Annotated in this window: 21 protein-coding genes; 13 read left to right on the plus strand and 8 right to left on the minus strand. The window is 61.8% G+C overall.

Annotated elements, in window-relative coordinates; all coding sequences use genetic code 11:
• Window positions 1-47: 47 nt before the first annotated feature.
• Window positions 48-653 carry a hypothetical protein gene (locus tag LB520_RS02715; RefSeq protein WP_224636328.1) on the minus strand — a complete coding sequence of 202 codons (606 nt, stop codon included), beginning with the start codon at window positions 651-653 and terminating at the stop codon, window positions 48-50.
• A 165-nt stretch (window positions 654-818) separates the two neighbouring features.
• Here LB520_RS02715 and LB520_RS02720 point away from each other — a divergent pair, with 165 nt between their 5' ends.
• The 3 genes from LB520_RS02720 (at window position 819) to LB520_RS02730 (ending at window position 2,833) form a co-directional block, all read left to right on the plus strand.
• Window positions 819-1,415 carry a VOC family protein gene (locus tag LB520_RS02720; protein WP_411969856.1) on the plus strand — a complete coding sequence of 199 codons (597 nt, stop codon included), beginning with the start codon at window positions 819-821 and terminating at the stop codon, window positions 1,413-1,415.
• Between the two features lie 215 nt (window positions 1,416-1,630).
• Window positions 1,631-2,479 carry a serine O-acetyltransferase gene (gene cysE / locus LB520_RS02725; protein ID WP_095765150.1) on the plus strand — a complete coding sequence of 283 codons (849 nt, stop codon included), beginning with the start codon at window positions 1,631-1,633 and terminating at the stop codon, window positions 2,477-2,479.
• A 150-nt stretch (window positions 2,480-2,629) separates the two neighbouring features.
• Entirely contained in the window at window positions 2,630-2,833 is a 204-nt protein-coding gene (locus LB520_RS02730; protein ID WP_027166457.1) for a DUF3126 family protein, read from the plus strand.
• 70 nt (window positions 2,834-2,903) lie between these two features.
• Here LB520_RS02730 and LB520_RS02735 read toward each other — a convergent pair whose 3' ends face one another.
• The gene (locus LB520_RS02735; RefSeq protein ID WP_140840249.1) at window positions 2,904-3,491 is read right to left on the minus strand and encodes a hypothetical protein; all 588 of its coding nucleotides are present in this window, start codon (window positions 3,489-3,491) and stop codon (window positions 2,904-2,906) included.
• A 346-nt stretch (window positions 3,492-3,837) separates the two neighbouring features.
• Here LB520_RS02735 and LB520_RS02740 point away from each other — a divergent pair, with 346 nt between their 5' ends.
• The 4 genes from LB520_RS02740 (at window position 3,838) to hupB (ending at window position 9,195) form a co-directional block, all read left to right on the plus strand.
• Entirely contained in the window at window positions 3,838-4,473 is a 636-nt protein-coding gene (locus LB520_RS02740) for an ATP-dependent Clp protease proteolytic subunit (RefSeq protein ID WP_095765152.1), read from the plus strand.
• A gap of 291 nt (window positions 4,474-4,764) precedes the next feature.
• Window positions 4,765-6,039 (plus strand): ATP-dependent Clp protease ATP-binding subunit ClpX, encoded by a 1,275-nt coding sequence (clpX, locus tag LB520_RS02745; RefSeq protein ID WP_040981372.1) that lies wholly within the window; start codon window positions 4,765-4,767, stop codon window positions 6,037-6,039.
• Between the two features lie 275 nt (window positions 6,040-6,314).
• The gene (gene lon, locus LB520_RS02750; RefSeq protein ID WP_224636330.1) at window positions 6,315-8,726 is read left to right on the plus strand and encodes an endopeptidase La; all 2,412 of its coding nucleotides are present in this window, start codon (window positions 6,315-6,317) and stop codon (window positions 8,724-8,726) included.
• 196 nt (window positions 8,727-8,922) lie between these two features.
• Window positions 8,923-9,195, plus strand: coding sequence for a DNA-binding protein HupB (gene hupB, locus LB520_RS02755; protein WP_027166452.1), 273 nt, complete (start codon window positions 8,923-8,925; stop codon window positions 9,193-9,195).
• A gap of 72 nt (window positions 9,196-9,267) precedes the next feature.
• Here the strand turns inward: hupB and LB520_RS02760 are convergent, their stop codons facing one another.
• Window positions 9,268-10,290 (minus strand): aldo/keto reductase, encoded by a 1,023-nt coding sequence (locus tag LB520_RS02760; protein ID WP_224636331.1) that lies wholly within the window; start codon window positions 10,288-10,290, stop codon window positions 9,268-9,270.
• A gap of 184 nt (window positions 10,291-10,474) precedes the next feature.
• On the opposite strand from LB520_RS02760, the gene hxlB reads away from it, so the two are divergent.
• A complete protein-coding gene (gene hxlB, locus LB520_RS02765) occupies window positions 10,475-11,041 on the plus strand; it encodes a 6-phospho-3-hexuloisomerase (RefSeq protein ID WP_224636333.1) in 567 nt (188 codons plus the stop codon).
• A gap of 4 nt (window positions 11,042-11,045) precedes the next feature.
• Window positions 11,046-11,789 (plus strand): creatininase family protein, encoded by a 744-nt coding sequence (locus tag LB520_RS02770; protein WP_224602599.1) that lies wholly within the window; start codon window positions 11,046-11,048, stop codon window positions 11,787-11,789.
• Between the two features lie 164 nt (window positions 11,790-11,953).
• Here LB520_RS02770 and LB520_RS02775 read toward each other — a convergent pair whose 3' ends face one another.
• The 3 genes from LB520_RS02775 to LB520_RS02785 all read right to left on the minus strand — a co-directional run bounded on the left by LB520_RS02775 (window position 11,954) and on the right by LB520_RS02785 (window position 15,853).
• A complete protein-coding gene (locus LB520_RS02775) occupies window positions 11,954-12,871 on the minus strand; it encodes a carbohydrate ABC transporter permease (protein ID WP_224636335.1) in 918 nt (305 codons plus the stop codon).
• Between the two features lie 8 nt (window positions 12,872-12,879).
• The gene (locus LB520_RS02780; protein ID WP_224636337.1) at window positions 12,880-13,995 is read right to left on the minus strand and encodes a carbohydrate ABC transporter permease; all 1,116 of its coding nucleotides are present in this window, start codon (window positions 13,993-13,995) and stop codon (window positions 12,880-12,882) included.
• Between the two features lie 193 nt (window positions 13,996-14,188).
• The gene (locus LB520_RS02785) at window positions 14,189-15,853 is read right to left on the minus strand and encodes an ABC transporter substrate-binding protein (protein WP_095765158.1); all 1,665 of its coding nucleotides are present in this window, start codon (window positions 15,851-15,853) and stop codon (window positions 14,189-14,191) included.
• 280 nt (window positions 15,854-16,133) lie between these two features.
• Here LB520_RS02785 and LB520_RS02790 point away from each other — a divergent pair, with 280 nt between their 5' ends.
• From LB520_RS02790 to LB520_RS02805, 4 genes are all read left to right on the plus strand, one after another.
• Window positions 16,134-17,192: an ABC transporter ATP-binding protein gene (locus LB520_RS02790; protein WP_224636338.1), complete on the plus strand. Its 1,059-nt coding sequence runs from the start codon at window positions 16,134-16,136 to the stop codon at window positions 17,190-17,192.
• Window positions 17,193-17,217: 25 nt separating this feature from the next.
• Window positions 17,218-17,670 carry an RbsD/FucU family protein gene (locus LB520_RS02795; protein WP_140627511.1) on the plus strand — a complete coding sequence of 151 codons (453 nt, stop codon included), beginning with the start codon at window positions 17,218-17,220 and terminating at the stop codon, window positions 17,668-17,670.
• A gap of 4 nt (window positions 17,671-17,674) precedes the next feature.
• Window positions 17,675-18,619 (plus strand): ribokinase, encoded by a 945-nt coding sequence (rbsK, locus tag LB520_RS02800; protein ID WP_224636340.1) that lies wholly within the window; start codon window positions 17,675-17,677, stop codon window positions 18,617-18,619.
• Between the two features lie 109 nt (window positions 18,620-18,728).
• Window positions 18,729-18,827: a putative RiPP precursor gene (locus LB520_RS02805; RefSeq protein ID WP_208648418.1), complete on the plus strand. Its 99-nt coding sequence runs from the start codon at window positions 18,729-18,731 to the stop codon at window positions 18,825-18,827.
• Between the two features lie 16 nt (window positions 18,828-18,843).
• Here LB520_RS02805 and LB520_RS02810 read toward each other — a convergent pair whose 3' ends face one another.
• Together LB520_RS02810 and LB520_RS02815 are read right to left on the minus strand one after the other, a co-directional pair.
• Window positions 18,844-19,047: a hypothetical protein gene (locus LB520_RS02810; protein WP_224636341.1), complete on the minus strand. Its 204-nt coding sequence runs from the start codon at window positions 19,045-19,047 to the stop codon at window positions 18,844-18,846.
• Window positions 19,048-19,300: 253 nt separating this feature from the next.
• The gene (locus LB520_RS02815) at window positions 19,301-20,206 is read right to left on the minus strand and encodes an ankyrin repeat domain-containing protein (RefSeq protein ID WP_224636343.1); all 906 of its coding nucleotides are present in this window, start codon (window positions 20,204-20,206) and stop codon (window positions 19,301-19,303) included.
• Window positions 20,207-20,315 lie beyond the last annotated feature (109 nt).

Consider the following 20,315-nt stretch of genomic DNA (forward strand, 5'->3'; position numbering starts at 1 on the left):
CCTTGAATTTGGGCATAGAGGCAAAGCCCTGCGTGAGTATGGGCCTATCAGGGCTGGTCTTGCAGGGCGTGCAATGAATGGCTGAGATTTTCCCTGGCCTGCGCCTCGAACCGATCCCGGAACTCGGTCGTATGGAAAATGTGCGGACGGGCGAGGAAACTCTTCAGGACGGCCGAGCGGCCGGCGTGCCACATCGGCTCCTCCACCCAGCCATATTCCAGCCGGACCGCCTTCTCATAAGCATTGAACACCGCCGGTTCGGCGCCGAGGATCGCCAGATCCATGTCGAGCAAAAGGGCCGCATCGTTGAGCGCGCCCTCGTCGCGCAAAGGCGGCAATTGATGGGTGGCGGTGGCGTTGATCATCGCCGCTATGCGGGCTAGGCGATGAGGATCGACGCGCCCGGCGAGCTTTTTCTCGGCCAGGTCTGCGCTTTTTGCCTCATTGTCCTTGGCGCGGCTGTCATAGATTGCGTCATGAAACCAGATCGCCGCTTCGGTGGCGCCCGGGTCGTCGAGTAGGCCCTGGTATTCTTCAGCCAGCGCCAGCATGGCCTCGATATGGGCGAGGTTGTGATAGTGCCGGTCCCCGGCCTGATAGAGGGCGCAAAGCTCGGCTTTCAGCGCATCATCGATCAGCGTCTCTTTTTTCATGACGAATTTTTCCGGGCGGCTAAGGCTGGCAGGACAACGCAAGTCGCCGCCAGCTTCAAGAGCATATGTATCCGATTGACCAAAATGCGCGACGGAGGGAAGCTGCCGAGATCGAACCCCAAGGAGCGTGACATGACCGGCGGGACGAAACCTGGCACGATCGACATGAAATTGGAGGCGGTCGTCATCCCAGTTGCCGATGTCGATCGAGCCAAGGGCTTCTATGCCGGCTTGGGCTGGAGGCTCGATGCCGACTTCGTGGTCGGCGACGCGTTCCGGGTCGTGCAGTTCACGCCGCCGGGTTCGCCATGTTCGATCCATTTCGGCACGGGCCTCACATCGGCCGCGCCTGGTTCGGCGAAAGTGCTTTATCTGATCGTGTCCGATATTGAAGCGGCCCGGGCTGAACTCGTGGCGCGTGGCGTCGAGGCAAGCGACATCTTCCACCGCAACGGCCCCGGCCAGCCGCCGATCAAAGGCCGGCATCCGGAGGGGCGCAGCTATTCCTCGTTCGTCACATTCAGCGATCCGGACGGCAATGGCTGGCTGCTGCAGGAGATCACCCAGCGCTTGCCCGGGCGCGTCGATGCGGGTGACACGACGCTCACTTCATCCCCGGAACTTGCGGCCGCGCTGCGGCGGGCCGCGGCGGCACACGGCGAACATGAGAAACGCGCCGGCGGACAGTACGACAAGAACTGGCCCGACTGGTACGCCGCTTACATGGTGGCGGAACAGGCCGGAACGGCATTGCCGCAGTGAGGTCTGACGCCGGACTGTGACCGTTTCCTACGTTTGGGGAGACGACAATCGAGGCGATTTCGAATGCGCTCCCGATCAAGGGTTCGTTTTCCATCGCTGCTTGAATTTGCGTGAACCAGGTCCATTTGACAAAGCACTAAGGAAAATTGAGTTCAACCGTGCTATGATGTGGCCTATATGTGCCGCCGGAGAATGAGGAAGGCCGGAGAGCGTCGATGAACAGCATTACGATTGCCCGCCCCAGCAGGGTGCAGCCGGTCGATCCGATCTGGCGGTCGATCCGCGACGAAGCGATGGAGGCGGTGAACCGCGATCCGCTGCTGGCGGCGTTCCTCTATTCGACGATCCTCAACCAGGAGAGCCTGGAAGAAGCGGTGATCCACCGGCTTGCCGAGCGCCTCGATCACCAGGATATCGGCTCCGATCTCATCCGCCAGACCTTCAAAGCCATGCTGGACGACGATCCTGACTGGAGCACGACGGTGCGCGTCGACATCCAGGCCTATTACGACCGCGACCCGGCCTGCGACCGTTTCATCATGCCGGTGCTCTATTTCAAAGGTTTTCACGCCATCCAGACGCATCGTCTGGCGCACTGGCTGTGGAACCATGGCCGCCGGGACTTTGCGCTCTACCTGCAGAGCAGGTCGTCATCGGTGTTCCAGACCGATATCAACCCGGCCGCTCGCATCGGCAAGGGTATCTTTATCGATCACGCCACCGGGCTGGTCGTCGGCGAGACGGCGGTCATCGAGGATGACGTGTCGATCCTGCACGGCGTGACGCTGGGCGGCACCGGCAAGGCCAATGGCGACCGTCATCCGAAGATCCGCCGCGGCGTGCTGATCGGCGCCGGCGCCAAGATTCTCGGCAATATCGAGGTCGGTCATTGCTCGAAGATTGCCGCAGGTTCGGTGGTGCTGTCGCCCGTGCCGCACAACAAGACGGTCGCCGGCGTGCCGGCGCGGGTTGTGGGAGAAACCGGCTGCGATCAGCCCTCGCGACAGATGGACCAGCTCCTGCCGTCGCAGAGCATGGACCACGTGGTCAGCTTCGACATCTGAGACTGTCAGTCCGCCTGGTGACCGGAATCCGGCCACGGTTTTCAGGTGCCGGTTGTCACGTGTTATCCTGTCGGCTTGCCTTTACATCGCCATCGTCGGCGTGTCAGAAGCGCGTTCCCATGAATTAAGCCGACATTTCGGAGAAGTCTTTTGAAGCCTGACGAAATCAGAAAGCTGGACGCCTATTTCAAGCGCGTCTTCCAGAATCCCAAGCTGCAGGTGAAGGCGCGTCCGCGCAAGGAAGACTCGGCCGAAGTCTATGTCGGCGACGAATTCCTCGGCATCGTCTTCAAGGACGAGGACGACGGCGACTACAATTTCTCAATGGCGATCCTCGACATCGACCTCGCCTGACCCGGGGACAGCTCCGGCCGGCGCGCGACACCACCGCCCGGCCGGCTGCAACCCGTAGGCGAAGTACCGGCTAATCCTGGCAATGCCGCGGAATGTGCACGCGCCGCCAGCTGGTCGAACCTTCCCGCACCACCACCCTACGCGCTACCGTCCCGTAAGACGGCGGGATTTCCCGGATGCGGACTTGTTGCGGCCGCACCAGCACTTCGTGGGCAACCGCTTCATATTCCGCCGGCTGAACGACGCGCCGGACGCGCTCCGGCTGGACCACGACCGTCTCGGCGACGCGCGCATAGCGGGCCTTTCGCCATACCTTGCACAGCACCTTGCGGCCATGGATGACGCGCCATTCCCAGGCATAGCCGCCATCGTCGACCTTGACAGTGTGGTAGACCGTGCGTGTGACCGCCGGCGCGGTCTCGTAGGTGACGCGCGGCGGCGCGATCTGCTCCACGCCTTGATAGGTGCCGTAAATCGGCGCGTCGTAGTCGACCACCTGTCCGCCAGGGTTCAGCATCACGTCCTCGTAGAGGGTATCGTAAAGTGCCGGCCTGTGGATCGGCTCGTAGCATTCGAGCGCGCGGCCGCCTGCGGCGGTTTCACAGACGCTGGCAAGCATCGCGACTGCCGCCAGCGATGCGGAGCTTTTGCGGATCATGACATTCCCCCGTTGAAAAAGGATGTCTTCACAATGCAGGACTGTAACGGAAGCTCCGCGGGCGGACAGCGATTTCAAGGCTTTTCGTTAAGCGTCGTGGTTAAGGAATTGCTACCTTGCGAGCGCCTTACGGGGCCGGCCGGGACTGGGCCCGTCTCATTAGGCCAGAGCGCGCCCGTGCTCCGCGGGCCTACCGCGCTTGATTCGGCTTAACCAGATGGCTAGGAGAGGCGGCCTTGCGCTAGGGTGAGCCGGCATCCTATTTAGGTCGTAACCAATCCAGAACGATTCCGCGCGATTGCTGATATATCAAGGTGCCGGAATCCATCTCCTACAAGGGTAGTCCATGAAGAACCCCGTTGAAACCTACATGAACCTCGTTCCGATGGTGGTCGAGCAGACCAACCGCGGCGAGCGTGCCTATGACATTTTCTCGCGCCTCTTGAAGGAACGCATCATCTTCATCACCGGGCCGGTCGAGGACGGGATGGCGACGCTGGTTTGTGCACAGCTTTTGTTTCTCGAGGCGGAGAACCCCAAGAAGGAAATCAACCTCTATATCAATTCGCCGGGCGGCGTCGTCACCTCGGGCATGGCGATCTACGACACTATGCAGTTCATCAAGCCGGCGGTGTCGACGCTCTGCATCGGCCAGGCTGCTTCGATGGGTTCGCTGCTTCTGACCGCCGGCCACAAGGACATGCGTTTTGCCACGCCGAACGCCCGGATCATGGTCCATCAGCCGTCCGGCGGCTTCCAGGGCCAAGCTTCGGACATCGAACGTCATGCGCAAGACATCATCAAGCTGAAGCGCCGCTTGAACGAGGTCTATGTCAAGCATACCGGCAAGAGCTATGACGAGATCGAGAAGACGCTCGACCGCGACCATTTCATGACCGCGGACGAGGCCAGGGACTTCGGCCTGATCGACAAGGTCATTTCCAGCCGCGAGGCGGTCGAGACAGCCACCGCTTCAGCCTGACCTCGACGGCAAATGGCAGCATAACGCGGTTTTGGCGCGTCTTGCGGCATTTCGGCCACATTTGGCTGTTCCCTCAGGCGTTGGGATTGCCTACGTTAAGGCTATGTTGATTTTCGACGGCTTAGCTTTGCGTGGGGTTGCTGCGAATCATTGCCGCGTTTTCTGATTTGTGTTTCGTACGGAATGCGCTGTGTGAGCCGGGACACTGGCGGTGGCGGATTCCCGCGATAGATTGGTGAAGACGTCACTCAAAGCCAGACGGTCGGCGGGCGTCGGTGAAAGGACAGAAAAATGAGCAAGGTCAGCAACGGCGGCGGTGATTCAAAGAACACCCTCTACTGCTCGTTTTGCGGCAAGAGCCAGCACGAGGTCCGCAAGCTGATCGCCGGGCCGACGGTTTTCATCTGCGACGAATGCGTCGAGCTGTGCATGGACATCATCCGCGAGGAGAACAAGACCTCGATGGTGAAGTCGCGCGAAGGTGTGCCGACACCGCAGGAAATCCTCAAGGTCCTCGACGACTACGTCATCGGCCAACCCTATGCCAAGCGCGTGCTGTCGGTGGCGGTTCACAACCACTACAAGCGCCTGGCGCATGCCGGCAAGAACAACGACGTCGAGCTGGCCAAGTCCAATATCCTTCTGATCGGCCCGACCGGCTGCGGCAAGACGCTTCTCGCGCAGACGCTCGCTCGCATCATCGACGTGCCGTTCACCATGGCCGACGCCACGACGCTGACCGAGGCCGGCTATGTCGGCGAGGACGTCGAGAACATCATCCTGAAGCTGTTGCAGTCGGCCGACTACAATGTCGAGCGGGCGCAGCGCGGCATCGTCTATATCGACGAAATCGACAAGATCTCGCGCAAGTCGGATAATCCCTCGATCACCCGCGACGTGTCGGGCGAGGGCGTGCAGCAGGCGCTCCTAAAGATCATGGAGGGCACGGTCGCCTCCGTGCCGCCGCAGGGCGGCCGCAAGCATCCGCAGCAAGAATTCCTGCAGGTCGACACCGCCAACATCCTGTTCATCTGCGGCGGCGCCTTCGCGGGGCTGGACAAGATCATCTCGGATCGCGGCCGCAAGACCTCGATCGGCTTCGGCGCCACCGTGGCTTCGCCCGAGGATCGGCGCACCGGCGACCTGTTCCGCCAGGTCGAGCCGGAGGATCTCCTGAAATTCGGCCTGATCCCGGAATTCGTGGGCCGTCTGCCGGTCCTGGCGACGCTGGAAGACCTCGACGAGCCGGCGCTGATCCAGATCCTGACCGAACCGAAGAATGCGCTGGTCAAGCAATATCAGCGGCTGTTCGAGATGGAGAATGTCGACCTGACGTTCCACGAGAACGCGCTGTCGGCGATCGCCAAGCGCGCGATCGAGCGCAAGACAGGCGCGCGCGGCCTGCGCTCCATCATGGAAGCGATCCTGCTCGACACCATGTTCGAGCTGCCGGCGCTTGAAGGTGTGCGCGAGGTGGTGATTTCGGAAGAGGTGGTGTCCGGCAACGCCCGGCCGCTCTACATCTACTCCGAGCAGAAGGAAAAGAAGGGCAATGTCAGCGCCTGAAATGGCACTGCGCCCGACAATTTTCATGGAACGGCGCCCGCGTGGCGCCGTTTTGCTGTCAAGGGCGGGGAGGCGAGCAGTGGAAGGGCTCGAACGACCGTGTTAACCCTTGATCTTTGCCTCGGCTACATCCACCTAACAGCAGAAGGCCGAGGCGCCGAATTCTGTGCTGTAAAATTCCCGTCACAAACGGTGGTAGGCGGAACGACGCTCGGTCGTTAATATGAGATTCGCGGTTGGCTAAAATAAGCGGCCGCGACATGAAAGGTTGGACAATGGCCAAGATATCCAAGGCTTCCGGCGACGGCGTTTTCGCAGTCCTCCCACTGCGCGATATCGTCGTGTTCCCGCATATGATCGTTCCGCTCTTCGTGGGGCGTGAAAAGTCGATCAAGGCGCTGGAAGAGGTGATGGGTCAGGAAAAACAGATCCTGCTTGCCACCCAGATGAATGCAGCCGACGACGATCCTGAGCCCGGTGCGATTTTCGACATCGGCACGCTCGCCAATGTGCTGCAGCTTTTGAAGCTTCCCGACGGCACCGTGAAGGTGCTGGTCGAGGGCGCCTCGCGCGCCAAGATCGTCTCGTTCACCGACCGTGCCGATTTCCATGAGGCCCGCGCCACGGCGCTCGCCGAGCCGGAAGAGGAAGAGGTCGAAATCGAGGCGCTTGCCCGCTCGGTCGTCACCGACTTCGAGAATTACGTCAAGCTGAACAAGAAGATCTCGCCCGAAGTGGTGGGTGCCGCCAGCCAGATCGACGACTATTCCAAGCTCGCCGATACGGTTGCATCGCATCTCGCCATCAAGATCCCCGAGAAGCAGGAGATGCTTGCAACGCTTTCCGTCAAGGAGCGTCTGGAGAAGGCGATGGGCTTCATGGAAGCCGAAATCTCCGTGCTCCAAGTGGAAAAGCGCATCCGTTCGCGCGTCAAGCGCCAGATGGAGAAGACGCAGCGCGAGTACTACCTCAACGAGCAGATGAAGGCGATCCAGAAGGAGCTCGGCGAGGGCGAGGACGGCCGCGACGAGGCCGCCGAGATCGAGGCGCGCATCAAGAAGACCAAGCTCTCCAAGGAGGCCCGCGAAAAGGCGGAGGCTGAGTTGAAGAAGCTGCGCTCGATGTCGCCGATGTCGGCTGAATCGACGGTCGTGCGCAACTATCTCGATTGGCTCTTGTCGATCCCGTGGGGCAAGAACTCCAAGGTCAAGCAGGACCTCGCCTTTGCGCAGGACGTGCTCGATGCCGATCACTTCGGCCTCGACAAGGTCAAGGAACGCATCGTCGAGTACCTCGCCGTGCAGAGCCGCCAGAAGAAGCTGAAGGGGCCGATCCTGTGCCTCGTCGGCCCGCCCGGCGTCGGCAAGACCTCGCTCGGCAAGTCGATCGCCAAGGCCACCGGCCGCGAGTTCATCCGCATGGCGCTCGGCGGCGTGCGCGACGAGGCCGAGATCCGTGGCCACAGGCGGACCTATATCGGCTCGATGCCCGGCAAGGTCATCCAGTCGATGAAGAAGGCCAAGAAGTCCAACCCGCTCTTCCTGCTCGACGAGATCGACAAGATGGGCCAGGACTTCCGCGGCGATCCGTCGTCGGCCCTGTTGGAAGTGCTCGATCCGGAGCAGAACTCGACGTTCATGGATCATTACCTCGAGGTCGAATACGACCTGTCGAGCGTGATGTTCGTGACGACCGCGAACACGCTGAACATCCCTGCGCCCCTGATGGACCGCATGGAGATCATCCGTATCGCCGGTTACACCGAGGACGAGAAGATCGAGATCGCCAAGCGTCACCTGATGCCCAAGGTGATCCGCGACCATGCCCTGCAGCCGAACGAATTCTCGGTCGGCGAGGACGCGATCCGCGGCATCATCCAGACCTACACGCGGGAAGCCGGCGTGCGCAGCCTGGAGCGCGAGCTGATGAAGCTCGGCCGTAAGGCGGTGACCGAGATCCTGCGGACCAAGAAGAAGACGGTGAAGATCACGGCGGACAACCTCGCCGATTATCTCGGCGTGCCGCGCTTCCGCTTCGGCCAGATCGAGGCCGACGATCAGGTCGGCGTGGTCACGGGTCTTGCCTGGACGGAAGTCGGCGGCGAGCTGCTGACGGTCGAAGGCGTCATGATGCCCGGCAAGGGCCGCATGACGGTGACCGGCAATCTGCGCGACGTGATGAAGGAATCGATCTCGGCGGCGGCGTCCTACGTCCGCTCGCGCGCCATCGATTTCGGCATCGAGCCGCCGCTGTTCGACAAGCGCGACATCCACGTGCATTTGCCGGAGGGTGCCACGCCGAAGGACGGCCCGTCTGCCGGTGCGGCCATGGCCACGGCCATCGTGTCGGTGCTGACGGGTATTCCGGTCCGCGCCGATGTGGCGATGACCGGCGAAATCACGCTGCGCGGCCGTATTCTGCCGATTGGCGGCCTGAAGGAGAAGCTGCTCGCGGCGCTGCGCGGCGGCATCAAGAAGGTGCTGATCCCGGAAGAGAACGTCAAGGATCTGGCGGAGATTCCGGACAATGTGAAGAACGGCATGGAGATCGTCCCGGTCTCGCGGGTCGGCGAGGTGCTCGCGCACGCGCTGGTCAGGATGCCGGAGCCGATCGAGTGGGTCGAACCGGTCAATGCGCCGGCTCCCGTCGACAGCGGCGACGATGCTGGAAAGTCGCTTGCTCATTAGCATTTGCTAATATTGCAGCGCACAAAGAGAGAGCCGGGCTTTCAAGCCCGGCTTTTTTCGTGTGAAAAGCCACGAAAAAGTGGAAAAAAGCCCGGAATTCCGCGGTTTTCGGCTTGGGTTCCGGAGCGCTTCTTTCTAAAGTCCGTCTCCTGCCGGATGAGTCGTAGTTCCGGTTTTCTCATGGAAGGGAATTTTTATGAACAAGAACGAACTGGTGTCCGCCGTCGCCGACTCCGCAAGCATTTCGAAGGCTGATGCGCAGTCCGCTGTCGATGCGGTGTTCTCCGTGATCACTGGCGAACTGAAGAAGGGCGGCGATGTCCGGCTTGTCGGCTTCGGAAATTTCACCGTGTCAAAACGCGCTGCTTCGACCGGCCGCAACCCGCAGACCGGCGCGGAAGTGAAGATTCCGGCGCGCACCGTGCCGAAGTTCTCGGCCGGCAAGGGCCTCAAGGACGCGGTCAACTAAGACCTTTTTCTTTTAAGAACAGAAAAGCCGGGCAAGCCCGGCTTTTCTTTTTTATGGCTGTTCGCAGGCCATTCAGGCCGTTGGCGCGTCGGCGCGCATCAGGCCTTCCTGTTTCAAATCCGCCCACAGCGCCGCGGGTATCTTGGTGTCGAGCAGCGCGCGGTTGCTTTCGACTTCGGACGGCCGCTGGCCGCCAGGGATCACCGACACCACCGAAGGATGCTGCAGCGGGAACTGCAGAGCCGCCTCGATCAGGCGCACGTTGTGGCGCTTGCAGACGGTTTCGATGCGCGCCACGCGATCCAGGATCTCCTTCGGCGCCTCGCTGTAATTGTAGAAGGCTCCGGGCTTCGGGCCGGTCGCCAGCACGCCGGAATTGTAGGGGCCGCCCAGCACGATGCCGATGCCGCGCTTCTGGCAAAGCGGCAGGAAGGTGGCAAGCGCCTCCTGCTCGAGCAGCGTGTAGCGGCCGGCGAGCAGAAACAGGTCGAAATCGCCGCGTTCGGCGAGGGTCTGTGCCACCTGCCACTCGTTGATGCCGCCGCCAAAGGCCTTGATGACGCCCTGGTCGCGCAGCGAAAGCAGCCCGTAATAGCCAGACGACATGAACTCCTCGATGCGGGCATCGGAGGCTTCCTTGCTGCCGTGGGTAAAGATGTCGACGTCGTGGACGAAGAGGATGTCGACACGGTCGACCCCGAGGCGTTCCAGCGAGGCCTCGAAGGAGCGCATGACGCCGTCATAGGAGTAGTCGTAGACTTCCCGGCGCGACGGCGTCTCGAAGAACTTGCCGATGCCGGTGCGCTGGTCCGGTGCAGAGACCCGCATGATGCGCCCGACCTTGCTCGACAGCACATAGTCGTCGCGCTTCCTGCCGCGCAGAAACGGGTTGAGGCGGGTTTCCGACAGGCCGAGGCCGTAAAGAGGCGCCGTATCATAGTAGCGGCAGCCGGTGGCCCATGCCGCTTCCAAGGTGGCATTGGCGTCCTCGTCGGAGATGGCGCGATAGAGATTGCCGAGCGGCGCGGTGCCGAAGCCGAGCTCGGTGAAGGTGATGCCGCCATTGCCGATGCGGTCGAAGTGCCGTGTCTTCATGTCTGACGATGTCCCGGAGTGATTTGTCTGACATGACACTATCACGCTCGTGGCCCAGCAAAAGTGCCGAGGCTCGTTGGACAGCGATTTTCGCAATGGTAGCATGAACAAAAACAAGCCTTTCGTGGTCGCGAGCCGCAAATCCATAGAGGCAAGCGACGCCCCGGCAGGAAGGTGAGCCGTCATGACCAAAGCCGCATCAGGGATGTTCGCGACCGCGCTGGACGAGCTTGGCGCGGTGCTGGCGCGCACGGATGAAGCTCGCATCGACGCCGCTTGCGAAATGCTTGCCGGCGCCGGCAGGATCGCCGTCTATGGCTGCGGCCGCGAGGCGCTGCAGGTCAAGGGCTTCGCCATGCGGCTCTACCATCTCGGTCTGCCGATCTCGGTCGTCGGCGACATGACCACGCCGCCGCTCGGGCAGGGCGACGTCTTCCTGGCGAGCTCAGGTCCCGGCGAGACCACCACGGTGCTGACCTTGATGCGGGTTGCCCGTGAGGCCGGCGCGAAGGTGCTGCTTTTGACGGCAGAACCGGCAAGCAGCGCCGCCAAGCTCGCCGACTTCACGCTCGTCATCCCGGCGCAGACGATGGCCAGCGACCAGGGCGCGGCAAGAAGCTCGGTGCTGCCGATGGGCTCGCTGTTCGAAGGCGCGCTGTTTCTTCTGTTCGAGATCATGGTGCTGAAGCTTAAACGCCTGACCAATGCGACGCCGGAAGCGATGCGCGCCAGGCACACCAACATGGAGTAAGGGGATGCGCTACGAGCTGATGCTGCCGTACCAGATCCGCAAGGCGATCGAGGAGAACTGGCCGGTGGTGCTGCCGCTCGGCGTGCTCGAATATCACGGCGAGCACATGGCGGTCGGCATGGACACGCTGGCGGTGATCAAGACGGTGGAACTGATCGAGAAGGAGAGGGACATCGTCATCCTGCCGCCCTTCTATTACGGCGCGGCAAGCTATGCGGTGGCGGCGCCGGAAGGCAGCGGCTCGGTGCAGGTCGGCGGCCCGGCGCTTTCGCCTTTCGCGGAGGAATTGTTCTACGGGCTGCTGCGCATCGGCTTCCGCAACATCCACGCCATCATTCATCATCAGACCGAGAATTTCGCGGCCGGCATGCCGACCGATCTCGCCTTCAAGACCGCCGGCCGGCAGGCAATCTTCCGCTTCCTCGAAAAGGAGCGCGGCGAGGGCTGGTGGGGCTCGAACGCGATGGCCGATTACTATGCTGGCCATGCGCAGGGCGAGAATGTCTTCAACTGGGTCCAGGTGCATCCGCTGATGCCAGCCGCGATGAACGGCAAATATCCGTTCGACCATGCCGGCATCGGCGAAACGTCGCTGATGCTGGCGCTATGCCCGGAAGCGGTGGACGAGAAGCATTTGGCCGACAACACCGGCTGGTACACGAAAAGCGCGGCGGAAGCCTCGGCGGGTCTCGGCAAGATCGGGGTCGCGATGATCCTCGACCATTTGCGGTCGATTCTGGTGCGATAGGCGCGGTTCTTCCTTCTCCCCTTGTGGGAGAAGCTGGATCGGCGCGCAGCGCCGAGACGGATGAGGGGTGTTCCAGCGGAGTGAGACGTCGGCTTTCCCTTGAACACCCCTCATCCGGCCGCTTCGCGGCCACCTTCCCCCACAAGGGGGAAGGGGAAGTAATCCTACTTCACTGAGCCGGCCGTCATGCCCATGATCAGATAGCGCTCGAGCGCGATGCCGATGATGGCCAGCGGCGTGATTGCGGCGGTGGCCAAGGCCGCCATCGACCACCAGTTGATGCCTTGCGAGCCGGTCTGGCTCGCCACCATAACTGGGATGGTCTTGGCATCGGTCGATGTCAGCAGCGCGGCGAAGAAATACTCGTTCCAGCACAACACCATCGCCAGGATGAAAGCGGCGACCATGCCGGGCAGCGCGATCGGCATGACGATGCGGAAAAAGGCGCCCCAGATCGACAGCCCGTCGACAAGGGCTGCCTCCTCCAATTCAACGGGTATCGAGTTGAACTGGTCGCGCATGATCCAGATGACGATCGGCAGCACCATCAGCGTGTAGAGGAGCACGAGCCCGATGCGCGTATCAAGGAGGGCCACTTCGCGGTAGAGCACCAGGAAGGGGAGCGCCAGAACGACCGGCGGCAGGATCAACTGCGACAGGAAGAAGAAGGAGATGTCCTCGTTCTTGAACCACGCGAACTTGTAGCGGTAGCGGACAAGGCCATAGGCGGCGAGGCTGCCGATGATGATGGCGAGGCTCGATGCGCCGACCGAGGTGATGACCGAATTCATGAAGCGTTTGAGGAATTCGTCGCGCACGGTCGAGGTCTGGGAGATCGAATCCGGCGACAGGCCGAGCGAGCGCCAACCCTTCCAATCAGGCGTGAAGTCGACGAAGGGAATGAGATGGCCTTGGGTGACGTCGACCGCCGATTTGAACGAGGTGGTGATCGTCCAATAGATCGGGAACAGGCAGACGAAAGCCCAGAAGATAAGCGCGCCATAGATGAAGACGCGGCTGGCGATGAAGGCCGCCGGCGAGCGGATCTCGGAAACGGTGTAGTCGGTGATCTGGACGCTCATGATGCCGCTCAGTTGACGTTGCGCACGAAGCGACTGGCGAATTTCAGCAGCCAGGTCACGAACACGATGATGATGACCAGATAGGCCATGGCCAGCATGGTGCCGTAGCCGACATTCGAGCGGTCGCGGTATTCGCGATAGATGAAGCTCGACACGGAATCGGTGGCGCCGCCAGGGCCGCCTGAGGTCAGGGTGATGATGATGTCGGCAAGCTTCAGCTTGAAGATGATGCGCAGGATCACGGCTGTCACCGATACCGGCAGCATCAGCGGAAAGGTCACCTGCCAGAATGTCTGCCATGCGGTCGCGCCATCGACGCGGGCGGCTTCCAGCACCTCGCGCGACATCGCCTGCAGGCCGGCCAGCAGCATGATCATCATGAACGGGATGAAGGTCCAGGCGTCGAGCATCATGATCGAGATGCGGGCAGTGATCGGATCGGAGAAGAAGGCGGGATTGTTCCAGCCAAGATGACGCGCCAGCGTCGCCGCCGGTCCGAACCGGTATTCCATCAGCGACTTGCCGACCATCCAGGACACCGCGACCGGCGACAGCATCAGCGGCAGCAGGAAGACGACGCGGAAGAATTTGCGGGCGCGGATCTGCGCATTGAGCAGGAGCGCCAGGCCGAAGGCGATGACATATTCGACCAGCACCGCAAGCACATAGAGCACCATGTTCAACAGTGCGTTGCGGTAATAGGGGTCGGCCAGCATCTCCCAGAAATTGTCGAGGCCGTTAAACCTGCGTCCGCTGAAAGAGCTGAGATTCCAGTCGGTCAGCGCGATGTAGAAGCCGAACAGCGTCGGGAAGATCACCATGGCGATGGTGAAGAGCAGGGCCGGCAAAAGGAACAGCGCGCGCTGCCCGTCCTCGCCGCGCGTCAGCACCTGCCAGGCGCCAAGCGCTGCGCCCCACAAGATGTAGGCGTAGACCACAGGGCGCCATGTGTCGAAACCGACCGTGGACATCTCGGTCTTGTAGAGGATCTGCACGACGATGATCCCCAGCAGGCCAAGGGTTGCAATGGCCAGCAGGCCCCAGCCGAGGCGCTTGCGGCCTGCCGGGATCAGGTCGGCCGGATGTGCCGGCCACGCATTCACGGTCGAAGTCTGCTCAGCCACGCCTCTCGCCTTCTAGAGCGGTTCACCGTTTCACGGAAACGGCGAACCGCTCCATCTCTTTGTTTTTACGCAATTCCGAACGGAAAACCGCTCACACTTTTCCAGGAAATGTAAACGTATCAAACCGGCCGAGCCGGTAAAAATGCGGCCCGGTGACGATGTGCCACCGGGCCGCGACGTCTCATAAGCCAGCCTACATGCCGAGCGAGGCTTTGTAGAGCTTGATCTGGTTCTCGCGGCCGATCTGGTCGGTCAGCTTTTCCCAGGCCGCGGCGATGGCGTCGGCGCCTTCCTGCGCCTTCATCTTGCCGGCAAAGGTGTTGGCCAGGATGTCCTCGGCGGCGGAGTAGTACTGGAAGATGCCGGGGATGCGCGGCTCGATCGCAGCGTTCGGATGGTTGTAGGAATCGCCTTCCGATTTCAGGTAGGAGGTGATGAAGGCCTCGTCATAGCCGGCGGCCACCCATTCGGGAACGTTGAAATGGGAGTTGCGGTAGGGCTGGAAGCCCGACGGATACATCGCCGTCCAGATCGACAGGTCCTTGCCGCCGAGATGGGCGGCGGCCGACCATGCGGCCTTCTTCTTCTTCTCGTCGGAATCGACGCGAGCCATGACATAGACGCCCCAGCCGAGATAGGCGCAGTTCGGCGCATAGTTCGGCCCGCTGGCGAGCTTTTCCCATTTGCCGGTCTTGGAATTGTAGACGTCGTCGGAGCCGGGCAGGATCGAGAAGCCGGTGACATCGCCGATGACCGACGAGTCATTGGTCTTCACATTCGAGCCGACGTCGCCCCACCAGGGGATCATCGAGCCGGTGCCGGCCAGGAACTGCTGGAAGGCAGTGGTGTTCGGATCGGCATTGATCTGGTCGGCGGGTTCGGACGGCAGGGCGTCGATGACGTCCTGGATGGCGCGCACCCAGGCCGGGTTGTTGATGCGTGGCTTCATCGTGTCGGCGTCGAACAGCCAGGCCTTGTCGTCGGGGTGCTTGGCGTAAGCTGTGGCGCGGCTGCCGAGGAAATAGAAGCCGAAGCCGCCCCAGGGCTTGGGCGCGTCCAGATAGCCATAGATGTCCTGGCCCTTGAACTGCTTGCCCTTGAGGAACTTGGTGACGGCCTGCACTTCCTGCCAGGTCTTCGGCACGCCCCATTCGGTCGTGGCGCCGCTTTCCTTCCAGGCTTTGGCGAGATCGGCATCCGCGAACACGTCAGTGCGGTAGTTGAAATTGTGCGCGTCGCCGTCGATCGTCACGCGATACTGCTTGCCGTCCCAGGTGCCGACCGGCGGCTTCAGGTAGTTGACGAGGTCGTCGAAATCGATCTGCTTCTTGACCCAATCGGGCATCTCGGAGGTAAGGCCTTTGCCGCAGACATCGCCTTCGAAAGGCGCGCCCATCTCGATGATGTCGAAGTCGACGGTCTTGGTTGCGATGGACTGCTGCAGACGGGCGTTGTAGTCGGCCTGAGCAAGGTCGATCCAGCTGATCTTGGCGCCCGTATAGGCCTCCCACGGCTTCAGGAAGCCGCGGAACAGCACGTTGTGGAGGTTCTGGTTGTTGAGGCCCATAAAGGTGAGCTCGACACCGGCAAACTCGCCTTCCTTGACATTGGCCTTGGTCGCTTCGAGGCAGAGCTCGCCGACCTTCTGGAAGTCGGCATCCGTCGGCTGGCCTTTGCCGACGCCCGGGATCTGCAGGATTTTCGCGCGCAGACTGTCGTCGGCGGCCGCGGGCTTCGTCAGTGCTCCGAGCCCGGCGCCGGAGGCGGCGGCGATTGCGGCCATGCTGGCCGCACCCTTCAGCACATCGCGGCGGCTGGCGCCGGCGCGCATCAGTTTTTCATACAGATCGACTCTCATCTACAGGTTCCTCCCAGAACAACAACGCTTGAATTGAAGTGCCAATCTCTCAGACGTCGAAACGCCTCTCGGTTCTCCTCGATCATACCGGACGTGGGACCCCACCCTGCGTCGCCGGATCTCCGATTTCAGGATAACAGCCCTGCTCTCGGATTGGCACTCGCCACTATTCGCGTAATCGATTACCTTGTCAACAAGATTGGCTTTTTATCTATAAGATACCGACTTGCCGTTGCCGTTCGCAATGGCTAGCTTCACCGCAAACGATAAAGGGGAGACGATGGCTCAAGTCGCGATCAGCAGTGTGGCCAAGGCGTTCGGAACCGTCAAGGTCCTGCATGAAGTCAGCGTCGATATTGCCGATGGGCAGTTCGTTGTGCTGGTCGGTCCGTCGGGGTGCGGCAAGTCCACGCTCTTGAGGATGGTGGCCGGGCTGGAGACCGTTTCCGGCGGCACGATCTCGATCGGCGACCGCGTCGTCAACAACCTGCCGCCGGCGAAGCGCGACATCGCCATGGTGTTCCAGAACTATGCGCTCTATCCGCACAAGACGGTGGAACAGAACATGGCTTTCGCGCTGAAGCTGCGCGGCACCGATCCGGCTATCGTCGCCGAACGGGTCAAGCGCGCCGCCGATATCCTCGACCTTGCGCCTTATCTCAAGCGTTATCCGCGCCAGCTTTCGGGCGGCCAGCGCCAGCGCGTCGCCATGGGCCGCGCCATCGTGCGCAATCCGCAGGTGTTCCTGTTCGACGAGCCGCTTTCCAACCTTGACGCCAAGCTGCGCGTGCAGATGCGCACCGAAATCAAGGAGCTGCACCAGCGGCTGAAGACGACCACCATCTACGTCACCCACGACCAGATCGAGGCCATGACCATGGCCGACAAGATCGTCGTGATGCGTGACGGCCGCATCGAGCAGGTCGGCGCGCCGCTGGAGCTGTTCGACCGGCCGGCCAATCTGTTCGTGGCCGGCTTCATCGGCTCGCCGGCGATGAACCTGCTCAAGGGCACCGTGAAAAAGGGCGAAAAGCCCGTGGTCGACATTGCAGGCTCGGCGTTTCCGATGCCGACCAGTATCGCCGCGGCGGACGGCCAGGCCATCGTCTATGGCGTGCGCCCTGAGCACCTGGAAATCCATCCCGATGGCGTCGCATCGACGATTTCGGTGGTCGAGCCGACAGGCTCGGAGACGTTGGTGTTCCTACGGTTCGGCGAGGGCGAGATGGTAGCGCTATTTCGCGAGCGTCACGACTTCAAGCCGGGCGACACGCTCAAGCTCAAGCCGCGTCTCGACCAGGTCCATCTCTTCGACGCCGCAACCGGCAAGCGTCTCTAACCGCACAACCCTTCAAGAGGAAACCATGCTTAAAGGGATCAATCCGCTGCTCAATGCCGATGTGCTCCAGGCGCTGCGGGCGATGGGCCATGGCGACGACCTGATCATCGCCGACACCAATTTCCCGTCCGATTCCGTGGCCAGGCAGACGGTGCTCGGCAAGCTCCTGCGCATCGACGCGACGGCGGCGGAGGTGGTGAAGGCGGTGCTGTCGCTCTATCCGCTGGATACTTTCGTCGACGATGCGGCAGCGCGCATGGAGATCGTCGGCAAACCAAACGAAATCCCGCCGGTGCAGAGGGAGGTGCAGAAGGAGATCGACGCGGCCGAGGGCAAGCCCTGGCCGATGATCTCGATCGAGCGCTACGCCTTCTACGAGCGTTCCAAGAAAGCCTATTGCGTGATCCAGACCGGCGAGCGCCGCTTCTATGGCTGCTTTGCCTTCCGTAAGGGCGTCGTGCCGCCGGATGCGGAGTAAGGACATGGCCACAGGCGAGCCCGTCGTCATGAAGCCTGTTGTGGTCCTGGGCGTGTTCGTCGCCGACACCGCCTATCGCGCCGACCGCCAGCCGCGCCTGGGCGAAACGATCCTCGGCAATTCCTTCAAGCTCGGCCCGGGCGGCAAGGGCTCGAACCAGGCAGTGGCGGCAGGCAAGCTCGGCGCCGACATCACCTTCCTGACCAGGCTCGGAGTCGATGCCTTTGCCGACATGGCGAAGCAGACCTGGAAGGACGCAGGTGTGAAAAGCGCCGTCATCGACACGCCGGACAGCTATACGGGCGCGGCCTACATCTTTGTCGAGGAAGGCAGCGGCAACAACGCCATCATCGTCAGCCCGGGCGCGGCGATGCTGATCTCGCCCGCCGACATCGAGGCGCATGCCGACCTGATCCGGTCCGCCGGCGTCTTCGTTACCCAACTTGAACAGCCGATCGGCGCAGCATTGAAGGCGCTCGAGATCGCGCGCGGGGCAGGGGTGACGACCATCCTCAACCCCGCCCCCGCCGCCAGCCTGCCTGACCGCGTCTACGCGCTCTGCGACTATGTCACACCCAACGAGACGGAGGCCGAAGGGCTGACCGGCATCAAGGTTTCCTCGATCGACGACGCCCGCCGCGCCGCCGACGCGCTGCTGGCCAAGGGTGTCGGCGCAGTCATCGTGACGCTCGGCGAGAAGGGCGCTTTGCTCCACACCAAGAACCGTTCGGAGCATGTCGACGCGGTCAATGCCGGTCCGGTGATCGAGACGACGGGAGCGGGTGACGCGTTCAACGGCGGTCTCGCGGCCGCCCTGGCAAAAGGCGTCGAGCCGCTGGAGGCCGTGCGCTTTGCCTGCGCGGTCGCCGGCATCTCGGTGACCCGCCCCGGCACTGCGCCTTCCATGCCGACATCGCAGGAGGTCGAGGCGCTGCTCGCCAGGGCCTGAGACCTCCCGCCTTCCATTTTTTGCGGCTTTTTAGCGGCCCCTTATTGCGGAACGCAACTGAGGCGAGCGCGTTCATCGTCCTGTCTGCGCGCCGATTTGGAACGGTAGGATGAAAAAGCCTTACGAAAAGCCCACGCTGGTAAAGCGCCAGAAGCTCACCGAACGGACGGCCCAGATCGTCGCTTCCGGGGTTGTGCTGGGCGAATGATTCCGAGGGGGCAGCGCTAAAGAATCCTGCTGGTCAGCTCCAGCATCGTCGTTGCGCCTTGCTCGCTGCCGGGCATATGCACGACACGAAGCACACGAAGGTCCCTGCTCGACTCTCCGACCGGTATCGACACGCTTTCGCCAACCCGCGGCAATTCCTGGAAGGCGAGCTCGTCGACATCCCTCGCATCGTCGATGGAAATCCGGCATCTCACAGCCATCTTATCTCTCCCGTCTTTTCGCCCGTTGGCTGAACGGGACAAGATTGGAATGGTTCCGGGATCAAAAATCTCAGACGGCAAACCTGCTGCGGCATTCGCCTGGCGGCCCCTTCAACGCTTTGAATTGACGCCTGAAATTTGCCAACGTTGGATACCGACCAGCTCTGCGACGACGACAATCGGCCGGTCTTCTTCAGCCAGGAGGGCGCGGGCCTCCCCGAAGCGCAGTCGCGCCGCATATTCGCAGGAGCAATCAATTCTCGGGAAGCGGCAACGGCCTGTCGCTCAAGGTCCGTAGGTAAGCGATCAGGTTTGCTCGCTGGTTCTCGTCTCGCAGGCCCGGGAAAATCATGTCTGTTCCAGGCAATGCGAATGCCGGGTTTGAGATAAAGGAATTGAGATCTTCAAAAGTCCATGTGCCGCCAGCTTCCCTTAGAGCCGACGAATACGGGACGTCGCTTTGTGCTGCTTTCGGTCTCCCTACCACGCCCCAGAGATTGACGCGTTTGGGAATCTTGCGATCCGGCGCTGAAAGATGACAGGCCCCGCACGTTTCGTCGAAAATTCTTTTGCCCGATTCGGCGTTTGCCGATGCAAGTCGCGCCGAAATAGGCGCGATGGGCGGTTGTCCCGCGCCGTGAGCGCGCAAGTAAGCCACGACGTCTTCGTGACCGCTAAGCTTGGCCAAATGTATGGGTGGGTTTCCATTCGACGTCAGCGCGTTGACGTCTGCTCCCGCATCCACAAGATGGACCACGCAATGAAGACAGCCTTTCTCGGCAGCCACGTGCAGCGGGGTTTGCGATTTCGCCACCTGATTTGGATCGGCGCCGTTATCGAGCAGCAGCTTCACGACGTCAGAATAGCCACCCTTGTTGGCCGCGTAGAGTGGCGTTCTTTGCCAGCTGACGGGCATGTTAACGTCCGCCCCACGATCGATCAGAAGTTTTGCTATTTCCACATTCCCGCCCTCGCAGGCGATATAGAGCGCCGTAACACCGTCAACTTCGTTGACAGCAGCGCCTTTGTCCAAGGCAGAAGCCACCCCCGAGAGATCGCCATGTTTGACAAGATCGCCCAGGCTGCTTGCCTGGGCGGGCAGGTTTAAAAGCCAAAGAACCCACAAAGCCGCTATCACCCGCTTGCTTGGCCTGACCATCGTGTCCTCCCTGTGTTGTAGGCCCTCCATCTGCGAGCAGAATCAATCGGTAGTTCCAGCGTTGGCCCGCGTGCAATCACGCCTCGGGTCGACATCACTGCCGGGAAAG

This window comes from Mesorhizobium sp. CA12, assembly GCF_020165255.1.
In the GTDB taxonomy this organism is placed as follows: Bacteria; Pseudomonadota; Alphaproteobacteria; order Rhizobiales; family Rhizobiaceae; genus Mesorhizobium.